This is a genomic window from Marinobacterium sp. YM272, from assembly GCF_050908845.1.
Taxonomy (GTDB): Bacteria; Pseudomonadota; Gammaproteobacteria; order Pseudomonadales; family Balneatricaceae; genus Marinobacterium_D.
The window spans coordinates 2100957-2120639 of the sequence record NZ_CP194171.1 but is presented as its reverse complement, the minus strand read 5'-3'; the positions used below and the strand labels follow the sequence as shown (position 1 = coordinate 2120639).

At 60.1% G+C, this 19683-nt stretch carries 18 protein-coding genes; 8 read left to right on the top strand and 10 right to left on the bottom strand.

Annotated elements, in window-relative coordinates; genetic code table 11:
- Positions 1–72 precede the first annotated feature (72 nt).
- Positions 73–1467: a sigma 54-interacting transcriptional regulator gene (locus ACQUQP_RS09490; RefSeq protein WP_432698554.1), complete on the top strand. Its 1395-nt coding sequence runs from the start codon at positions 73–75 to the stop codon at positions 1465–1467.
- 31 nt (positions 1468–1498) lie between these two features.
- Here the strand turns inward: ACQUQP_RS09490 and ybaK are convergent, their stop codons facing one another.
- The 3 genes from ybaK to ACQUQP_RS09475 all read right to left on the bottom strand — a co-directional run bounded on the left by ybaK (position 1499) and on the right by ACQUQP_RS09475 (position 2927).
- A complete protein-coding gene (gene ybaK / locus ACQUQP_RS09485) occupies positions 1499–1975 on the bottom strand; it encodes a Cys-tRNA(Pro) deacylase (RefSeq protein ID WP_432698553.1) in 477 nt (158 codons plus the stop codon).
- Between the two features lie 12 nt (positions 1976–1987).
- Positions 1988–2638 (bottom strand): hypothetical protein, encoded by a 651-nt coding sequence (locus ACQUQP_RS09480; protein ID WP_432698552.1) that lies wholly within the window; start codon positions 2636–2638, stop codon positions 1988–1990.
- A 70-nt stretch (positions 2639–2708) separates the two neighbouring features.
- Positions 2709–2927 (bottom strand): DUF3820 family protein, encoded by a 219-nt coding sequence (locus ACQUQP_RS09475; RefSeq protein ID WP_432698551.1) that lies wholly within the window; start codon positions 2925–2927, stop codon positions 2709–2711.
- Between the two features lie 146 nt (positions 2928–3073).
- Between ACQUQP_RS09475 and ACQUQP_RS09470 the strand changes: the two genes are divergently transcribed.
- Both ACQUQP_RS09470 and ACQUQP_RS09465 read left to right on the top strand, forming a co-directional pair.
- On the top strand, positions 3074–4405 hold the full coding sequence (locus ACQUQP_RS09470) for a methyltransferase domain-containing protein (RefSeq protein ID WP_432698550.1): 1332 nt from the start codon (positions 3074–3076) through the stop codon (positions 4403–4405).
- A 25-nt stretch (positions 4406–4430) separates the two neighbouring features.
- The gene (locus ACQUQP_RS09465) at positions 4431–5231 is read left to right on the top strand and encodes an MOSC domain-containing protein (protein WP_432698549.1); all 801 of its coding nucleotides are present in this window, start codon (positions 4431–4433) and stop codon (positions 5229–5231) included.
- A gap of 7 nt (positions 5232–5238) precedes the next feature.
- Here the strand turns inward: ACQUQP_RS09465 and ACQUQP_RS09460 are convergent, their stop codons facing one another.
- The 3 genes from ACQUQP_RS09460 to smrA form a co-directional block, all read right to left on the bottom strand.
- The gene (locus tag ACQUQP_RS09460) at positions 5239–7416 is read right to left on the bottom strand and encodes a tRNA(Met) cytidine acetyltransferase TmcA (protein ID WP_432698548.1); all 2178 of its coding nucleotides are present in this window, start codon (positions 7414–7416) and stop codon (positions 5239–5241) included.
- Positions 7413–8150 carry a hypothetical protein gene (locus ACQUQP_RS09455; protein WP_432698547.1) on the bottom strand — a complete coding sequence of 246 codons (738 nt, stop codon included), beginning with the start codon at positions 8148–8150 and terminating at the stop codon, positions 7413–7415. The genes ACQUQP_RS09460 and ACQUQP_RS09455 overlap by 4 nt, the downstream gene beginning before the upstream one ends.
- Positions 8151–8236: 86 nt before the next feature.
- Complete coding sequence (gene smrA, locus ACQUQP_RS09450; RefSeq protein ID WP_432698546.1) at positions 8237–8818, bottom strand: DNA endonuclease SmrA; 582 nt, start codon at positions 8816–8818, stop codon at positions 8237–8239.
- Between the two features lie 184 nt (positions 8819–9002).
- On the opposite strand from smrA, the gene ACQUQP_RS09445 reads away from it, so the two are divergent.
- The 3 genes from ACQUQP_RS09445 to ACQUQP_RS09435 all read left to right on the top strand — a co-directional run bounded on the left by ACQUQP_RS09445 (position 9003) and on the right by ACQUQP_RS09435 (position 12292).
- Positions 9003–9764, top strand: coding sequence for a hypothetical protein (locus tag ACQUQP_RS09445; RefSeq protein WP_432698545.1), 762 nt, complete (start codon positions 9003–9005; stop codon positions 9762–9764).
- Between the two features lie 33 nt (positions 9765–9797).
- Positions 9798–10412: a glutathione S-transferase N-terminal domain-containing protein gene (locus ACQUQP_RS09440; RefSeq protein ID WP_432698544.1), complete on the top strand. Its 615-nt coding sequence runs from the start codon at positions 9798–9800 to the stop codon at positions 10410–10412.
- Positions 10413–10570: 158 nt separating this feature from the next.
- The gene (locus tag ACQUQP_RS09435; RefSeq protein ID WP_432698543.1) at positions 10571–12292 is read left to right on the top strand and encodes a DEAD/DEAH box helicase; all 1722 of its coding nucleotides are present in this window, start codon (positions 10571–10573) and stop codon (positions 12290–12292) included.
- A gap of 297 nt (positions 12293–12589) precedes the next feature.
- Here ACQUQP_RS09435 and ACQUQP_RS09430 read toward each other — a convergent pair whose 3' ends face one another.
- Positions 12590–12871: a GIY-YIG nuclease family protein gene (locus ACQUQP_RS09430; protein ID WP_432698542.1), complete on the bottom strand. Its 282-nt coding sequence runs from the start codon at positions 12869–12871 to the stop codon at positions 12590–12592.
- Between the two features lie 56 nt (positions 12872–12927).
- On the opposite strand from ACQUQP_RS09430, the gene ACQUQP_RS09425 reads away from it, so the two are divergent.
- Positions 12928–13677 carry a tRNA1(Val) (adenine(37)-N6)-methyltransferase gene (locus ACQUQP_RS09425; protein WP_432698541.1) on the top strand — a complete coding sequence of 250 codons (750 nt, stop codon included), beginning with the start codon at positions 12928–12930 and terminating at the stop codon, positions 13675–13677.
- Between the two features lie 296 nt (positions 13678–13973).
- Positions 13974–15212 (top strand): sodium:proton antiporter NhaD, encoded by a 1239-nt coding sequence (gene nhaD / locus ACQUQP_RS09420; protein ID WP_432698540.1) that lies wholly within the window; start codon positions 13974–13976, stop codon positions 15210–15212.
- A gap of 28 nt (positions 15213–15240) precedes the next feature.
- On the opposite strand, the gene cysG is transcribed toward nhaD, so the two are convergent.
- The 3 genes from cysG to ACQUQP_RS09405 form a co-directional block, all read right to left on the bottom strand.
- On the bottom strand, positions 15241–16647 hold the full coding sequence (gene cysG, locus ACQUQP_RS09415; RefSeq protein WP_432698539.1) for a siroheme synthase CysG: 1407 nt from the start codon (positions 16645–16647) through the stop codon (positions 15241–15243).
- Positions 16648–16772: 125 nt separating this feature from the next.
- Positions 16773–18896: a hypothetical protein gene (locus ACQUQP_RS09410; protein ID WP_432698538.1), complete on the bottom strand. Its 2124-nt coding sequence runs from the start codon at positions 18894–18896 to the stop codon at positions 16773–16775.
- A gap of 145 nt (positions 18897–19041) precedes the next feature.
- On the bottom strand, positions 19042–19665 hold the full coding sequence (locus ACQUQP_RS09405) for a phosphoadenosine phosphosulfate reductase family protein (protein ID WP_432698537.1): 624 nt from the start codon (positions 19663–19665) through the stop codon (positions 19042–19044).
- Positions 19666–19683: the final 18 nt, after the last annotated feature.

Here is a 19683-nt window from a genome sequence, read left to right as displayed (position 1 = left end):
ACTTCAACGGAACTGAAACATAAGTTCGCCGTCATACGGTTGTTTTAAATGCCGTATCAGGAGCCTTCAAAGATGACCGCTAGCCCACACGTTTTACTTGTTGACCAAAACCCGGAGCAGCTCCGGCAGCTGGAGGAATACCTCTGTGCTGCGGGCTACCGGGTCTGTGCGGCCGGCAGCGGAGATGAAGCGATCAAGCAGCTGGATGCACAGAGCCCTGAACTGGTGATATGTGATCTGCGTGAAACCGCCGCAAACGGGCTGACCTTAAGTGAGCACCTGCATCAGGATCACCCGGAAATAGCCCGCATTCTGATCGTCAATCAATCCGTGCTGCCGGAAGCACTGGAAGCGACCGCCCAGGGCGCCTTCGGAATTCTCACGCCGCCGTTCGACAAATCCCACCTGCTGGACACCGTCAGAGCCGCTCTGGATACCGCCGAGCAACGCCGCGATCAACGCTGGCGCGATGAGATCATCGGCCGCTCACCGGCCATGGATCACCTGCTCGACCAGGCGCGCCGGGTTGCCGTATCCGACGTTCACCTGATCATCAGTGGTCCGGCTGGTAGCGGCAAGGAACTGCTGGCAACAGCGGTGCACCAGGCCAGCCGCCGCGCTGACAAACCGCTGGAAGTGCTGAAGTGCAGTGGTCTGCCGGAGCAGATGCTGGAGTCAGAACTCTTTGGTCACCGCCGCGGTGCCTTTGACGGCGCCGACACTGATCAGCCCGGTCTGCTTGAGAAGGCCAGCGGTGGCACCCTGATCCTGAAAGAGGTCTGCGATCTGTCACCGCGACTGCAGATCAAGTTACTGACGGCACTTGAGAACAACCGCGTACGCTCCGTCGGCAGCAGCACCGATGCAAACCTGGATATACGGATCATCGCCACCTCGCAGCGCAATCTGGAACATGCGATGCTCAGCGGCGAGCTGAACGACGCACTCTACTATCAGTTGAGCACCGTCAGCCTCGACGTGCCGCCTCTGCAGGAGCGTGCAGAAGACATTCCCCTGCTTGCCCGCCACTTCCTCGGCAAAGAAGCGAAAGCCCAGGCACGCCGGGTACGCAACCTGTCTCCCGGCGCGATACATCTGCTGGGCCTGTCAGCCTGGCCTGGCAACATCTCCCAGCTTGCCACCGTGATCCGTCAGGCGGTATCCCAGAGCACCTCACCGGTCATCTCCGAGGCCCTGGTGTCCCAGGCGATGGACCACCAGGAACGGGTAATCCCCTCATTCAACGAGGCCCGGGCCGAGTTTGAGCGCCGCTACCTGATCAAGCTTTTGCAGATTACCGAAGGCAATGTGACGCATGCGGCACGGATCGCCGAGCGTAACCGGACCGATCTTTACAAGCTGCTGGGCAAACACGACCTGGAGCCGTCCCGCTTCAAGGTACGCCGCACCCGTAAGACCGCGAAACGGGTCAAGCAACAGACCTCACGCACCGGAACTCAGGGCTAGCCGGTAGACTCACCGCTGGCAGGTAAGCGAATCAGCTTCTTGCCAGCGGAGCCTGAGAGCCGTTGGTCAATTTCAGCAACTGCAGCGGGGACAGCTCGATATCGAGGCCTCGCCGACCGCCACTGACCAGTATGCTAGCCTGCCCCTCGGCGCTGGCATCGAGCACCGTCGGCAAGCGCTTTTTCTGCCCCAGCGGGCTGATGCCGCCGACTATGTATCCGGTGGCCCGCTCGGCATCCTCGGGCCTTGCCATCGCCACCTTTTTCACTTTCAGGGCCGCCGCCATCGATTTCAGATCGAGGTTTCTGTGTACCGGCACTATGCCCACAGCCAGCCGCCGGGCATCGCCCTCAATGGCCACCAACAGCGTCTTGAATACCTGCTCTGGCGGACAGCCCAGCTTCTCCGCAGCCTCCAGACCGTAGGCCGGTGCTGCAGGATCGTGCTCATACTCGTGGAGCGTGAACGCTACCTTGGATTTTTCCAGTGTTTTGATAGCCGGCGTCAACGGCGTTTCTCCTCAGTCAAACAGACCCAGGGCACGGTCCGTCAGATCAATCACATCCAGCACCGTGCCCCGCCCTTCCATAACGCGGACAATTCTATCGCCGATACGCAGCAGCTCGATACCGTCATTGCGACCGGTGATCCGGTTCAACAGGTCGGAAGGAAGATGCTCGGCATGTCTGTACAGGTAGGGATCAATGGTGTGACCGACCACCAGTTTGTCGCGCCATCCCGGTGGCAGGTCGCCACCGCGGCGGAGCTTTTTCTGCAGGCCCGGCGGCAAGGATTTATAACGGTGTCTCTCCGTCTCGTATTCGTAGCCATAGTGCTCTACCAGGATGCTGCGCAGCAAACGGTCCCGGTCATAGTCGGAAAGCCGGTAACGGTCGTAATCCCGGTCCCTGTCGTAATCACGCTGCCGGTCATAGTCACGGTCTCGGTCATAGTCACGGCCATAATCACGATCGCGATCTCGGTCATCGTCACGATCTCGGTCGCGACTGTCATAACGTCCACGATCTGAATTATCCTGATCTCCCTGAGCCCCCTGGGCATGAGCGGGAGCCCCTCCCTTGCCATTCTGCTTCTCTTCCACCCACTCGGGTTTAGCCGCAAGCACCGGCATCGCCGTAACCAGCAGAGCAGTTATCAAAATACGTCGCATTATCTACTCCTGTTGCCATTGGGGTAGCTCAAGCCTACTTCAGATTGCCTTAACCGCTACCGAACAGATCTCAGCTGCGTCGCAAAGGCTCAAGTACCGCCTCCAGACCGTTCAGCTTGATTTCATAAAGCAGCGCCAGACGCTCACCGAGTTTACCGGCCGGAAACCCCTTGCCGGCAAACCAGACCAGGTAGGGCTCGGGAAGATCCAGCAGTACGCGCCCCTTGTATTTGCCAAACGGCATCCGCATCTCTACCAGATCGACCAACACCTGGTTATCCAGTTCCATATCCTCTCCTTATCGATCACCACTATCGATCACAACTGCCGGACTGGAAAATCCCGCCTTTGGCAGGGTAGTATCGCCGCCATCAGGCTCGAATCAACATCTCTATTAAAAACATGACAGCACCCAACCCTCTACAACAGGCCCTGATGCTGATGCAGCAGGAGTCTTTCACCAGCGCCCAGGCAATCTGCCGCAAACTGCTGGCGCAAAAACCCGGCGACTTCAACGCGAGGCACCTCCTTGGCGTGATCATGATGCGCGCCGGCAATCCGCTGTCAGCCTGCAAAGAGCTGCAGAAAGCCGCCGCCCTGCCCGTTGCCGACCGCTTTCGTGCCCAGGCGTTGAGCAACCTGTCATTGGCGCTGCAGCAACGTGACCGGTTTGATGCCGCCCTCGAGGCAATTGAGCAGGCGCTGGCACTTTCGCCGGCCGAAGCAGCATTTCAGATCAATCGTCTCTATCTGCTGGAGCAGCTGGAGCACTGGCCAGCGGTTATCGATACGCTGGAACAGACACCCGGGCTGGCAGAGGTCGAAGAGATACAACCGCTGCTGGCTCGCGCAGAACGCCACACCGGCCGCACACACCGCGCACTGGCCCGGCTTGAGGCCTGTATGGCGAACGGTATCAGCGACACCGAGATTTTGGGGGAATATCTGCTGCTGAACCCCGAAGCGCTTCCGGCTCAGCTGGAATCGCTCAGCGAGCCGCAACTGGAACACCTGGCCGATTACCTGGCCGAAGAGGGTGCACTGGAGCGCGCACTGCCGCTTTACCGGCGTCTGCTCGAACTAAACCCGGCTAACGCGGCCGCACGGCACATGGTCGATGCCGCCGAAGGAAGGCTCGCCGAACAAGCCCCGGATCAGTACGTGCGTGAACTTTACAACACCCATGCGGAAAAGTTCGAGCAGCAGCTGGTGGGGCGCCTGCATTATCGCGCCCCCGAGCAGCTGACCTCGGCCCTGGCCAAGCACCTGCCCGACCAGCTGGGACGGGTTGCCGACCTGGGCTGCGGCAGCGGTCTGCTCGGCCAGAGCCTGACAGCAGGGTTTCAGATCGATTACCTGGCTGGCTGTGATCTCTCGGAAGGAATGCTGGCCCAGGCCCGCAGCAAAGCGGTCTACACTCAGCTGGAGCAGGCCAACCTGCTGCACTGGCTCCAGGATCAACAGCCGTTTGAACTGATCTGTGCCACCGACGTACTGATCTATATCGGCGACCTGGGGCCGGTCATGCACGCCAGTCATGGCGCCCTGCTTGAGGACGGTCTGTTTGCGTTCACGGTGGAAGCCGCCGATAACGAAGCGCTGGAACTTGGCAAGAGCGGGCGCTACCGCCACAGCGAGGCCCATATCAAGCAGCGCGCCAGCGAAGCGGGGCTGACCGTGATCAGCTGCACAACCTTCCCGTTACGTGAGGAACAGGGCAAGATGCAGCAAGGGCTGATGGCCCTGTGCCGCAAGTCCTGCGCCTGAAACGCCAGCCGATAAAGGGACAGTCATGCCAAACCCTGTAGTCAGTGGACTCTACATCTATCCGGTCAAATCCGGTGCCCAGATCGCCCTGCCCTCCGCCTGGGCCGAAACCCGCGGTCTGGCCATGGACCGCCGTTTCATGGTCTGCGACCCGGAAGGGATGTTTATCACGGCACGCAAAGATCCCAAGCTGCTGGAGCTGGTATCTACGCTGGTACACGATGGCCTGATACTGAGCGCACCCGGCAAGCTACCGCTGTACCTGCACTACGACCAGATCAGCGAAGAGCGCCGCCAGGTAGAGGTCTGGAACGACATCCTGGCCGGTCGCCGCTGCCCCGAAGCGGTCGACGCCTGGTTAAGCGACTACCTCGGCAAACCGGTACACCTGGTTTATAACGATGCCGAAAGCTTCCGCGTCGCCGGGCGGGCCGCCGAGCGTCCGGTACTGTTCGCCGATGGCTACCCTATTCTATTGACCAGCGAAAGCTCGCTGCAGGCGCTGCGGGACGCAGGCCCCGCAGATACCGAGATGCGCCGTTTCCGCCCCAATCTGGTGATCAGCGGCGCACCGGCCTGGGCAGAAGATAGCTGGAAAAAGATCAGGATCGGGGATGTGGAGCTGGCGCTGGTCAAGCCGTGCGAGCGCTGCATCCTGATAACCCGCGACCCGCTAAGTGGTGAAAAATCGCCGCACTCGGAGCCTCTGCGGACCCTCGCCCGCATCCACCGCAGCGATGATGGCCGGGTCTGCTTCGGTCACAACCTGATGGTAACCAAGCCTGGCCTGATCGAAGTGGGCCGTGAGGTAGAGATCCTGGAATAAACCGGCTTTACCTAATCGCGGCCAATAACCGGGCAGCAAGCGCGCGCATAGCCTCCAGCTGCGCCCTGCGCCCGCCGGCCCAGGCCAGCTCTGCAGGCCCTTTCTGGCGCCAGACCCGCTCCACCAGCAACTGTTGCTCCTCAGGCGCCAGGTCCAGTCCATCCCAGTGTTCCACTGTCAGCAGCAACAGCTTATCGAGCGCGGTCAGCGTGCTTTCCAGAGAGCGCTGGTGATAGGCAAACCCGGCAAGCAGGCGTTCTGACCACGGATCCAGAACAGGCTTAGGCGCAACCGCAAACAGGCCGGGGAACAGGTTGGCAGGCAGATGAGCCAGGCTACCGGCAAGGCGATACCTCAAGCCATCAACAAAGTGCTGCCTCATTCCTGGCAACCACTTCCGACTCTGCGCCGACAGCGCCCTCAGCACCAGTACCGCATGAGAGCCCGACACCGGATCCAGCTGATCACCGACCCGGACCGGCAGAAAGCCGTTGCTGCGCCAGTAGCCGAGCAGTAGCGGCGTGGCCGCAAAGCTTGCACCGAGGTAATCCACCCCTTCACGCTCGGCCTGCGCCACTATCGCCTGCAACAGTTGCGAGCCCAGCCCCTCGCTCTGCAGTGCGGGATGCACGGCGATGCGCATAATCCGCCAGGCACTCCAGGGCGCCACTTCCAGGGTGCCCTCGTGGGCGATCAGTGCCTGGGGCAGCAGGTGTCCCGTCGGTCGGCGAACGCCCTCCCAGACACCCTGCGCCAGTGTCTCAGACAGCTCTCCCTCCCGGGCCACCAGGGCGCACCCCAGCAGTCTTTGCCCGCCCCACAGTACGAAAACATCCAGGTTAGGGCTATCCAGCAATACCCGCGCATCGCCCGGCGTGGTCCGGTAATGCGCCAGCACCAGAAGCCCGAATATCTGTCGCAACAGGCGCTCATCGGTAACCAGGGCATCCCGGTCGAGCCGTTCAATACGGCGCATCGACGGTTCTGTCTGTTTGTTTGGCGCCTCAGCATCCACATCCAGCAGCAACAGTTTTGCGACTGTCGCTTCCAGCGGATCACCCGGCGCCCAGCGCACCGGGGTATCGAGACCTATCTCCCGCACAGAAGGGACAAGCTGGCGCAGCTCCGAAAAGAACCTGAGCGTAAAGCCCCGCCCGTTGCCCTCGTAACCATGCTGGGTCGTGGCAAAGAGTAAACGGCGGTAATGATGGCTAAGGGCCGAAAGCAGCGGCGTCGCGATTGCGGCGGCCTCGTCGATCACCAGCAGGTCGGCCTCAGGGAGTCGCTCGGCGACCTGTGCCGGCGTCGCATATTCAAGACTCAACGCCCCGACCCTGCCCCTGTCGCCCTGCCATTCAATGGCACCCAGTTGCGACTCCACCAGCAGCAGCAGAGAACCCAGCGCGTTCCTTGAGGGAGCGGTCAGTATCACCCTGAGCGGCTTGCCATGGCTCTTTTCACGGGACTTGTCATCGGACTTTTCATGAGATAAGCCAGCCAGCGTCAGACCCAGCGCGGCGGACTTGCCCCGCCCTCGATCCGCACTCAGCACAAAGGCGCACTGTCGCTGCCGCGCCAACCTCTGCAGCAGCGTTACCACCGCATCCCGCTGATCCTGGCTCAAATAGGGCGGGTCTGACGTTTCTACCGGCTGTTCGGCAGGCCAGACAGGCAGGCGCTCACCTGACGCACTCAGCTTGTAAACGCAAGGGTCCTGCTCCAGCAAACGGCAGAGCCTTGTCAGGTAGCGCGGCTCCAGCTCTTCCGGGCGCCAGGGTTCCACCAACAGACGCCGGTACTCGGAATCCGTAAACGCCGGCCACTGGTCCCCATCCGGCGACACCAGCACCAGCCAACCACCGGCGGCGATAGTACCGGCTACCTGGGCAAAAGCATTCGGATTGAAACCGCTGAACGCATCAAACACCACCCAGGGACGGGTCTGGCCCATAATCTCGCCACACCCTTTCATCGGCAGGGGTTCAACGCACTCTCCCAGGTCACGATCGGAGAAGATCAGGCCCGGACCATCCAGGGGCACGCCAAGCTCCCGGTTAGCGAGCCTTGGCAGAAGCAGTGCTAGCTGCCCGTCACAGAAGGCGCAATCACCGGCGAGCCAGATAAGGCCGCGCTGGCGGCGTGCCTCAAGCTGGTTCGCCAAAGACTCAAACGCGGTAACACTCATAGATTGAAGGTGGAGTTCAAGGCTTCAACGTCGGCCGGCTCGGCACGATAGCTGTAGCTGCTGGGAGGCTGGATATTGACCCTGTCAATTTGATGAATCAGGTGTTCTTTGACTTTGTCGGGCGACAGATCCGCCTTGGGCTGAAGGGTGCAGGCGGCCAGGCGGATCTCGACCCTTTCGGCCGAGAGAAGTCTTTCGGCCTGGGCGATGCAGCGCTCTGCCAGACGCTCAGCCTGTTCGTTGGTATTCGGCAGCAGCAGTTCGATATCGCCACTATCGCTGAGACCGACAAGATCTCCGGGTCGGGATACCTGATCGGTCAACATCTTCGCCAGCCTCACACGGCACGCCGCCAGCGTCGCCGGATCGGTGCACCTGAGCGTGAATTGCATAAGCGTCAGCGGCGTAAACTCGCGGATCGCCCGGCGACACTCGGTGTCGAGCGCCTGCCCGAACCACCCCGGCAGTGCGGCCCCCGTATCCTGATCGGTCATACGCTGGGTGATCAGGGAATGCTGCAGCTTTTCGATGCGCTCGTCCTGCGATGCCGACCGGGACCTTACCCGCAACAGCAGGCTGACCAACCCCACCAGGGCCAATAGACCTGGCAACATGGACGGCAGCGATGCCAGTTGATAATAGATCAACACTATCTGGGCCAGGACCAACAGCCCAACGGCCAAAAACAGCAGATTAACCGACCGCGAGTTCCCTGACGGGGTTCGGGAATCCATGATTGACGCCTATCCCTTCGCTTAGTTACTGACAGTAAAGCGTTTTTTACCCTGTACTGCAATTTGCGACAACGTCTTGCGACACTTCAACCACGATGACTCTGATGCCTTTCCAGGTTCTGCTGGCGCTGCTGGTCATTCTTGCGCAACATCACATAAACCGCGCCGGTTCCGCCATGCTGTTGCTGAGCAGAGTGAAACGCCATCACTTCATCGAGCGCGGGCAGCCACAGATGCAGACAGCTTTTGACCCGGTTGGCATGTGATTCCGGCTGGCGGCTGCGACCAAAACTGATCAGCACTGTGCGAATCCCCAGGCCGACACACTGCTGCACGAAATCAACCAGCTCGTCGGCGCACTCGGACAGGGATTTATGCATCAGGTCCAGCCGGGCATCAACGGTATAACGCCCGAGACGAAGATTGCGGTACACCCCCTCCTGAACCCCGTCGCGTTTCCACTCTATCGGATCCAACGGATCGAGCAGCTGCTCCGGTGACAGCGGCAGGCGCTCGTCGCTTCCCCCCATGGCAGCCAGACGGCGGGCACGGCGATTCGGATCAAGCCGCGGACGGGCGCTGCCATGGCGCTGCACCCGCTGTTTGGATTTGATCGGCCGAACCCCGTCGGCTTCCATCAACTCGAAGAACTCTTCATCTTCTCTCATGGCAGAGGGTCCTCCGTACACTACAATTCTGACGACCAAGATAACGCCTTTCGCGCACTCTGAACCAGTATGCTGAGGCACGCAACTTTCCAGCGCCAGTGAACTCCATTAAGGTGATCGTAAAAAACAACGTCTGGCAGGACTCTATACGTCAGACCGCTGAAAAAGGACCTGCTGGAGCCTTATGCAGAAATTAGCCGCTGTTGTCATCCTCGCCCTGGTCGCCCTGGGCGCTTATCTTTTCTGGTCGGACAGCAACCGGAGCAAAACCCCGGCCCCGGTTGAAACCGTTGACGCCGAGACCGCTTCGGCAGCCCGTTCCCATATCGCAGCACTCACCGCCAGCAGCGCGCAGGCCGCCATCGATGTGCGGGAAGCCAACAACTTTGTCAGCAGCGACCAGCTGCTGCAGTTACCAAACTCCGCGGAACAGGCCACAATCCAGGCCGATACACCCACCAGTGGCGCCAACACCTACGGCGTCGATCTTGGCCTGGTCGGCACCACCGCCGACGTATCCAGCACCGCTCTGTCCCAGCTTAACCGTATGCGTCTGGAAGAGATCCTCAACGATCCGGACAGCAACCCCAGTGACGTGTTTTACATCCATTCGGTCGACAGCTTTGATCGCCAGGGACTCTGGGGCATCATGCAACGCGGCCTGACCGCCACCTTTGCGCGCGGTATCAAGCTGGGGGCAGACAGCCGTACACTGAGCGCCACCATTCCTGAAGATGCCGATGAACGACTCGCTGACCAATCCAGCTCGTTTCTGGGTAACGTCCTTGACCAGAAAGTGAAGGACACGCTGATCTACAACTACAATCAGGGATTACTGGGACAGGACCCCAACCTGATTCAACCGGGACAGCAGCTTCTGATTATCCGTTTCAGCGAAGATGAGCTGATCCGCATCTACAACTTTTTTGCAGCGCAGCAAGAGTGACAGCCGCCTGCCCTGTGTACTCTGGAGCTTATCGTGATTGACCTTTACACCTGGTCTACCCCGAACGGAAGAAAAGTGTCCATCATGCTGGAGGCCTGCCACCTGCACTACAACGTGCACCCGGTCGACATCAAGGCCGGTGACCAGCACGCGGAGGAGTTCCTGCGCATAAGCCCCAACAACAAAATCCCCGCCATCGTCGATGAAGAGGGCCCCGATGGTGAGCCTATCAGCATTTTTGAAAGCGGCGCTATTCTGCTCTACCTGGCGGAGAAAACCGGCTTATTCCTGCCCGACACCCCGCGTAAGCGCTACCAGGCGCTGGAGTGGCTGATGTGGCAGAAAGGCGGCTTTGGTCCTTTCCTTGGCCAGGCCCACCACTTCAATCGTTTTGTCCCTGAGCCGGTACCGTACGCCGAGGAGCGATACAAAAAGGAAGCCCGACGACTCTGGTCAGTACTGGATAAGCAACTGGACGGCCGCGAGTTTGTGGTCGATGAACTCAGCATCGCCGACTTTGCCATCTACCCCTGGGCATGCCGTCACGAATGGCAGGCTATCGACACCGCTGACTATCCCAGTGTGGCGGCCTGGATGGCACGGATGGCGAGGCTTTCCTTCGTTCAGCGCGGCATGCAGGTACCCTGAAGCACACTGCCGCCAACGCCCGCACTGTTCAAAATATAACCACAAGCATTGGACTTTAGTGCCAATCATGCGTAGTATATGCGCCTTTCCTCCTGGCAACGCTGCCTGACTGTTCCTGCAGCAACGCCTCATCTCGACTTCGGGTATACAATCACAGCATGTCAAATACTGATGCTCCCACCTCTTTTGGTGATCTGGGACTTTCCACTCCTATTCTTCAAGCTCTGGCCGACGTTGGCTACGAGACTCCCTCTCCCATTCAGGCCGGCTCTATTCCGCCGCTGCTTGAAGGTCGCGACATCCTGGGCCAGGCCCAGACAGGTACAGGTAAAACTGCCGCTTTCGCTCTGCCGCTGCTGCAGCGCATCGACACATCCAAGCAGCACCCGCAGCTGCTGATCCTCGCGCCGACCCGCGAGCTTGCACTTCAGGTTGCTGAAGCCTGCGAGAAATACGCTCGCCACCTGACCGGCCTGCGCACCCTGTCCATCTACGGTGGCCAGGGCTATGACAGCCAGCTGCGCGCTCTGCGTCGCGGCGTTCAGGTTGTTATCGGTACACCCGGACGCGTTATGGACCACGTGCGTCGCGGCACCCTGGAACTGGACCGCCTGCAGACGCTGGTACTGGACGAAGCTGACGAAATGCTGCGCATGGGCTTTATCGACGACGTGGAGTGGATTCTTCAGCACACCCCGCCGCAGCGCCAGATTGCACTGTTCTCTGCCACCATGCCCTCAGTGATCCGCCGCATTGCAGACAACTACCTGCAGGAGCCGGCACTGATCAAGATCGCCGCGCAGACAGCCACCGCCAGCACTATTCGCCAGCGCGTATGGACCGTGCGCGGCATGAGCAAGATGTCTGCCCTGACTCGCCTGCTGGAACAGCATGAGCATGATGCAGCCCTGATCTTCGTACGCACCAAAACCGCTACCGAAGAGCTGGCCGAACAGCTGTCTGCTGCCGGATTCCCCGCCGCAGCCCTGCACGGCGATATCGCCCAGCAGCAGCGTGAGCGCATTGTAGAGAAACTCAAGCGTGGTGAACTGGACGTGGTGATCGCCACCGACGTGGTCGCCCGTGGTCTGGACGTGGAGCGCATCAGCCACGTTATCAACTACGACATTCCGTACGATGCCGAATCCTACATCCACCGCATCGGCCGTACCGGTCGTGCCGGTCGTCAGGGTGACGCGATCCTGTTCGTGGCACCGCGCGAGCAGCGCCTGCTGGGCCAGATCGAGCGCACTACCCGCCAGCCGCTGGAACAGCTCAAGCTGCCGACGGCCAAGGAGATCAACGCCCTGCGCATGGAGCGTTTGAAGCAGCGGATCAGTGCAGCGGCAGAGAACGACAGCAGCGCCCAGTTCGCGGAGCTGATCACCTCCCTGACCGAAGGCGAGGACGCCCTGGAGCCGGCCAAAGCCTGCGCTGCGGCACTGTCGCTGCTGTACGCAGACCAGCCGTTCCTGCTCAACGAAAACGAGCCGGACCCGAATGCCGTTCGTCCGCGCCGCGAGCGCCGTGACGATGCTCCGGGCCAGCAGCGCCGCAAGCCGGCTCGCACTGCGCCGCCGGCAGACGGCATGGAGCGTTTCTGGATCGGCGTCGGTTACCAGCACGGCGTTAAGCCTGGCAACATCGTCGGCGCTATCGCCAACGAAGCGGGCCTGGAAAGCCGCAGCATCGGCCGCATCAACATCAGCGACGAGTTCAGCACCGTGGACCTGCCGCGCGGCATGAACACCGACACCATGCAGACTCTGCGTCGTGCGCGTATCTGCGGTCAGCGCCTGGATATTCGTCCGTGGATGGATAAGGGTGCCAGCAGCAATCAGAAAGGCGGTCGTCGCAGCTTCCAGAAGCGCGACCAATAACCGCTAGCCTGGAAGCAGGCAAATAAAAAGGGGGCATCCCGCCGAGATGCCCCCTAATCGTGCCGGAAAGATTCCGACTAAAGACCATGCAAAAGCATGGAGGTATTGGATGCCTGCTACTCACCACACCTGTTGTGTGTTGGTACAAGAGCAGTATAGCCACTGATTCCGCATCCGCCCGGTCCTTGGCCGTTCATTTTCCTGAAAGATTTTCATCGCGACGCGGTTAACGCAAACACCCGTCATACAGTCGCTCCAGAGCTGCGCTTGGGTCCTGAATCGGCGACAAAAATCCCCTTACGTACTTATCCCCAAAGTTACATCCACCTCTTCTGCTAACAACCGAAGCTTGGCACTGCGCCTCATCCGCTTGATGGCATATTCGCGTTTCAGCGCGTCGGCACGGTTTGCCCGGGTCTCATGCCACACCAGTTCCACCGGACGTCGGGCGCGGGTATAGCGGGCACCCAGGCGGTTGCACTCATTGTGCTCGCGCTCACGCCGCTCCAGATCGGTGGTCACCCCGGTATAGAAACTTCCGTCGGCACACCGCAAAATATAGACATACCATTGCTGCATGTTCGCGAGTTTGCCAGCATCCCCGGCAAGCCGCCAGATTTCGGGTTCAGATTCCCATGAGCAAGCGCCGCCGTAACAGCTTTTTCCAGTGCCGCAATTTCCGTATCGAGCAACAGGGCGCCGCGATGAAGGTAACCACCGATGCCTGCGCCCTTGCCGCCTGGGCACCACTGGCGTCCTGCGGGCGCATTCTCGACATAGGCACCGGCAGCGGGGTGCTTGCTCTGTTTCTGGCGCAACGGGCGCCACAGGCACAGGTTGATGCCGTAGAGCTCAATCCGGAAGCCGCCGAACAGGCGCGCAGAAACTTCGATACCAGCCCCTACGCCGAACGGCTCAGCCTGTACACGAGCGACATCACAGCCTTTCAACCACAGCACCGCTACGACGGCATCATCTGCAACCCGCCGTTTTTTCAGGACGCCACACACAACAGCTGCCATAGCCGCGCCCAGGCCAGGCATAATGTCAGCCTTGAGCTTCCCGCGTTGCTTGAGGCTATCGCGCGCCTGCTTGCAGCCGCGGGAACCGCCTTCATCCTGCTCCCAGTGCCGGAAGCGCTGCGCGTCATCAGCCTGCTAGACAGCCTCGGGCTTTACCTGAGACACCAGCTGAGCCTGATCAGTCAGCCTGGCGATGCGCCACACCGGCTCATCTTGGGTATCTCACCCGACAAAGGGCAAGTTATCGAAGAAACGCTGACCCTTTACTGCAAACACCCGGTTCACAGCACAGCAGCGGGAGAGCTCTTTCATCCTTTTTATACCCGTCTCCGGTGTGAAGACCCCCGGTTTGAGTCGCCCTGAACACCAGCCACGGCGACAGCACAAACCCTGCTCAACCCGACAGGAATCAGGGCGCGAGGGATAGCTATCGCAAAAACTAATGGACTAGTACGAAAACACTAGGCCATGCGACTTCAGCTAGGCAGGCACCGGGAGTAGAATAAGCACCAATCCTGTGCAGTCCAACTGACTGACCCTCTGCTTCGCTCAGGGAACGAACACCGGGCCGCCAAAGCCCGACATTAACGTTACCCCCTTCAGCCTCGCATGATCGACCGCCGATATGCTGCACACTCACTTTGACTGGGGCATCATGCATGCATTTTCTGCTACTCCTGATCGCGGGCGTCGCTTTCCTGTCGATCGTTCTTGAGGACGTCATTCACGTCAACAAGGCCAAAACCACCCTCTTCCTCGGCACTCTTGCCTGGTTACTGATCTTTCTTTTCCCCGAAGCGGGCATGTCGCCGGAGATGATCCGGGAGAAACTGGACGAAAACCTGCTGGAAATCGCCAGTCTGTGGCTGTTCCTGATGGCTGCCATGACCTTCGTCGCCTTCCTTAACCACCAGGGTCTGATCGAGGCGCTGATCTATAAGGTGCTGCCACGCAGGGTCGGTGAGAAAAAGCTGATGTTCATGGTGGCCGGCTTTGCGTTTGTGTTCTCATCCCTGTCGGACAATATCACCGCGACCCTGGTCTCCATCGCGCTGGTGCTGTCGCTGCGCATGGATGCACGAAAAACGCGAAGATTTGCGGTGATGGTGGTGTTCGCGGTCAACTCCGGCGGCGTCTCGCTGATCACCGGCGATGTCACCACGCTGATGATCTTCATGGCCGACAAGGTGGAGATTCAGGATCTGCTGTTCCTGTCGCTGCCGGCACTGGTCAGCGTAATGCTGCTGGCAGCACTGCTGTCCCGGCCACTCCAGGGTGAGGTGGAGATCATTCCCACTGAGCGGCGTGACGACCGGGTCGGCATGGTGATCGCCGCGATCTTCCTGATGACCATCATCGGCACCATTATCCTCAACGTAATCGCCGGTATCCCGCCAGTCCTGACCTTCCTGTTCGGGCTGTCGATCATGTTCCTGATCGGTCGCTTTTTATACAAGGATCAACGTGAGGGTCTGCTCGATTACATCCGCGTGATCGAGTACGACACCCTGCTGTTCTTCCTGGGGATTCTGCTGCTGGTTGGCATGCTCAAGGAGATCGGCGTACTCAACTCCCTGGTCGGCATTTACGAGGTACTGCCCACTACCGCCGCGAACTTCGTCATGGGCCTGCTCTCCTCACTGGTCGATAACGTGCCTCTGACGGCGGCGATGCTCAAAGCCAATATCGCCATGACACCGGCGCAATGGCTGACACTGACCTACTCGGTGGGTGTGGGCGGTTCGCTGCTGGTGATCGGTTCGGCGGCGGGTATCGTCGCCATGAGCAAGGTGGAAGCGGTTACCTTTGGCAGCTTCGCGCGCTACTCATTTTTCCTGCTGATCGCTTACTCGGTGGGTTTCTCCGGAAGCTATATCGTCGGCAACATGCTGCACTGACAGCTACAAACCGGCAAAAAGCCAGGGCTCAGGCATCCGCCTGAGCCCCTTCCGTCTGACCGAACCAGGCCAGACGCGACTGCAGATCCACCACTTCACCCAGAATCACGATCGCCGGCGCCGGCAGCTGCGCCTCGCTCTGGCGTTCGACGATATCGTCCAGACGACCGGTCAGTACACGCTGATCCGGCGAGGTACCCTGAGAGACAATCGCCACCGGCGTATCACCGGGTTTGCCGTGATCCATCAGCCCCTGGCACAGCTTGTCCAGCGTATGCAGGCCCATGTAGAACACGATGGTCTGGTTCGGATGCACCAGCTCATCGAACTTCAGGTCCGACGTGCGGTTTTTCAACTGTCCGGTGACAAACTTCACCGACTGGGCGTAATCGCGATGGGTCAGCGGGATGCCGGCATAGGTGGAGCAGGCACTGGCCGCGGTAATGCCGGGCACCACCTGGAACGGGATACCCTGGGCCTTGAGCTCTTCGATCTCTTCGCCGCCACGACCGAAAATAAACGGATCCCCGCCTTTGAGGCGCACCACGCGGCGGCCGTTGCGCGCATGTTCCACCAGCAGCGCATTGATCCCCTGTTGAGGCACACTGTGGTTATCGCGCGCCTTGCCCACATAGATCAGATCCGCGTCACGGCGGCACAGGTCCAGCACCTCAGGTGACACCAGACGATCGTAAAGCACCACGTCGGCCTGCTGCATCAGGCGCAGCGCCTTGAACGTCAGCAGCTCGGGATCACCGGGGCCGGCACCGACCAGGTAAACCTCGCCAACGCCAGCCTCACCCTGATCGGCGTTTAGCTCCTTCTCCAGCATGGCAGCCGCTTCGTCTTCGCGACCGGCAAAGACACGCTCGGCAACCTCACCCTGGAGGATCTTTTCCCAGAATTTGCGGCGATCATTAACACTGCTGAAGCGGGCCTTCACCTGGTCACGAAAACCGCCCACCAGCTGCCCGAGACGGCTATAACTCTTGGGAATCAGCGTCTCGAGCTTGGCGCGCAACATCCTTGCCAGCACCGGAGACTGACCACCGGAGCTGATGCCGATGACGATGGGCGAGCGATCCACGATAGCCGGGAAAACGAAGGTGCAGAGCGGCGGATTATCCACCACATTCACCGGCAACGCGCGCTCCACGGCATCGTAGTGCACCCGCTCGTTAAGGGCTTCGTCATCGGTGGCCGCGATCACCAGCGCCACATCATCGAGCAGGCCGGGATGGTATTCGCCGATAACGACCTGGCCACCATGAAGCTCGACCAGATCATCCAGCTCTTCATGCACCTCACGGGAGACGACCCGCACCAGCGCGCCGGCACGCACCAGCAGCCGGGCCTTGCGCAGGGCCACGTCACCACCGCCTACTAGCAGCACGCGACGCTTCTTCAGATCAAAAAACAGCGGCAGGTAATCCACCCGATATACTCCTGAAACTCTAGTATCGCTTGTTCAGGGAAGCTGCGAACCAGTCTATATCGACCCGCTCGCGGGCATCCCTTTATCCCGGCTTCTTAATCCGGCGCATCCCTGCCGTAACAGGATCAGGGCAGTCGCGTGTAGCGATAAAGCCCCTCACCATCCTCATCAGTGTAGATGCAATCAAAACCACCCTTGGCCGGTAACAGATCGCAACGGGCAGAGTGCGGTTCCAGTTCGACCCACTCCTGGTCACAGCTGTCACGGAACTGACCCTGGTCGATATCAAACCGCAGCTGACTGCCCACCTTTTCCCAGCTGTAGCCATAGGTCAGCGTTTCACACTGGCCGGTGGGGTCGTACTCGGTATAGCGGCCGGTGTTGTCGGCGCTGATCTCTTCATGACCGATCATCGGCGGCTGGCCACAGTTCTGGCTCAGATCACGCAGCTCGTAACGACCGACAAGATCCTCTTCACTGAAGCGCTGCGCCGTTGCCGGCAGCATCTGCATATCGGTCTGTCCGGCAAGACCGCCCGCTTCCATATCAGTGCGATAACGCATCCGCATCGGCTGGTTACGCACCGCCTGGCGAATACGCGCGTGGGCCATGCAGACATCGTCGCTGCCAACGGCCGCCTGACTCAGCAGGGAGTCTGGCAGGGTCTCCATCCAGTCTGCCATCCGCGGGTAGTCCAGCGTCATCGCCATCAGGCCGTTCGGCTCCAGAGTTTCCTGAGCAAGACTTTCTGCCGCTTTGGCTCCCTGCTCGCCGGAATAGATCACCAGATGCTGGCCCTGCTTACCCAGCGTCGCGGTCAGACCGGGCGACAGGAAGCCAAGGTCCACCTCGGTCATGGCACCATCCAGCGGCAGTTTTGGCACTCGGCCACTGGACTGGGGCACGGCCGTGGTATTGAACAGGGAGATCAGCAGCTCCGGATTTTCCGTGCCGATACTGAACAGAAATTCCAGCGACTGCGGCAGACCACTGGCCTGGGAGAAGGTCAGATCATACAGCGACAGCCCCGCGCCCTTGATACCCTGCGCCATACCTGTAGCCACGCCCAATAGCGCGGGATTGGCTGCAGTCATCTGGCGCTGCATCTGCTGCAGTTTCGGGCACTGGAAACTGGCCTCGCCGGCAAGCGCCCAGAGTTTGGTCAGGGTCGGCACCAGCGCATCCATATCGATACCCAGCGCCATGCCCAGCATCTGTTCACCATCGACGTGCCCCGGCAGGTGCCCACGCAGGGAGACCAGGGCATCGGTCACGCGGGTCGACTTCATCTCCAGCAGGGAGCGCGCCCGCAGGTCGACACTCTCCCCCTCTACACTGACCGACTGGTAACCGAACACCAGGCGAGGTACCGAGTCGACCAGAGCGACGATCTCGTCACGACAGACCGGCTGCAGCTCCGCCGTCAACGGGTTGGGTTTACCGGACAGTGTTGACAGCGATGCCATATCACGGGCAAGACGGCTGTCATTGCTGCCGAGCAGGCCCTCGGCAATACGGGTCAGGTGAACAAAACCGCTGAAGGTACCGGTAAAGCCCTGCTCCTTGATGATCTGAGCCGCTTCACCGCTATCGGCCAGTGACTGCTCCGGCTGCTGCAGACCCAGGCGCTCAAGCTCCGCACTGGCTTCGTCGAGGGAGGAAAGAAAGGTGATGGTCGCCAGCATCCCCTGCTTTGCGACCACAAGATCGACAAAATCCGCCCGTCCAGCTGGCGTCAGACGCCAGCGCTTAAGACTGACCTCATCACGCAACTCTTCGACCGGCTGAATACCCGACTCCTCGGAAATCCCCTGCCAGGCACTGTCAAAGGCCGTTGCATCGGCCAGGTGCAGTTTCATCACCGGGAAGATACCGTGCATATAAAACGCCGATTCAGCGGCCGTATCCACGCCGTAATGATCAAACAGCTCACGGTAACTGGTTGCCTGGGCGGCAAAGTCGAGCAGCAACGCCCTCAGCAGCTTCTGCCCGGGTGCAGACATCTCCTGCCCGCTACCGATTTCATCAAACACCTGCTCCAGCTGGGCCGGGTCGACGTTGCTTATCGGGTAATCCATCATCCGCGCCATCACCTGATCATCAGGCGTACCGCCGAAATAGATCACCGTATCGGCCGGCACATAGGCGTTAAGTCCGTCACCGCCGCCCAAGTCTTCGGATTGCCATAGCCAGCTGCCCGCCGCCACGAGGACGAAAAACGCCAGCACCGGGATTATCAGCTTTTTCATCTGCACATCACTCCCTGAATTGAGATCGAGAACCGTCGTAAACGCTGTCCGGATTCTAACCCAGCAGGTCAGCTTTGGTGACCCACGGGACAAAAAAAGCCGGGAAGCTTGGCTGCCCGGCTTTTTCTATACATTTCAAACCCGATCAGAGCTGGGTGTGCAGCCCGCACTCGCGGGTTTCCAGCGCCTTGGTCGGATCGAAGTAGTCGGTTTCGTTGGGCAGGCCGTGCTCTTCCAGGTAAGCGTCCATCTGCGCTTCGCTCCAGTTGAACAGCGGCGCTACTTTCAGCACGCCATCCTTGCTGGCAGTCACCACATCCAGAGACTGGCGGAATTCGGTCTGATCCTTGCGGATCGCGTTGAACCAGAGGTCCGGCTTCAGCTCAGCCAGGGCACGCTGGAACGGCTCCAGTTTTACCTGGCGGGTAAACTCTTCATGCTGCGGATCGTCCACGTCCGGGATGCCCTTCATCAGCACGTTACGACGCGCTGCGGTCATTTCCGGAATGTAGGTGACGATATTCAGGTTCAGATCCTGGATCACCTTCTCCGCGAAACGGTAGGTGGCCGAGGTGTTGTAACCCGAATCCACCCACAGCACTTTGATGTCCGGCTTGATGCGGGTCACCATGTGCAGAATAACCGCTTCGTAGGGACGGAAGTTGGTGGTCACCAGCGGGTTCTCGGACTGGCCCAGCGCCCACTCGACAATCTCCTGCGGAGTCTTGCCTTCCAGTGCGGCGTTGGCCGCCGTCAGATCGATACTCATGCTCTTTCCCTCAACTCT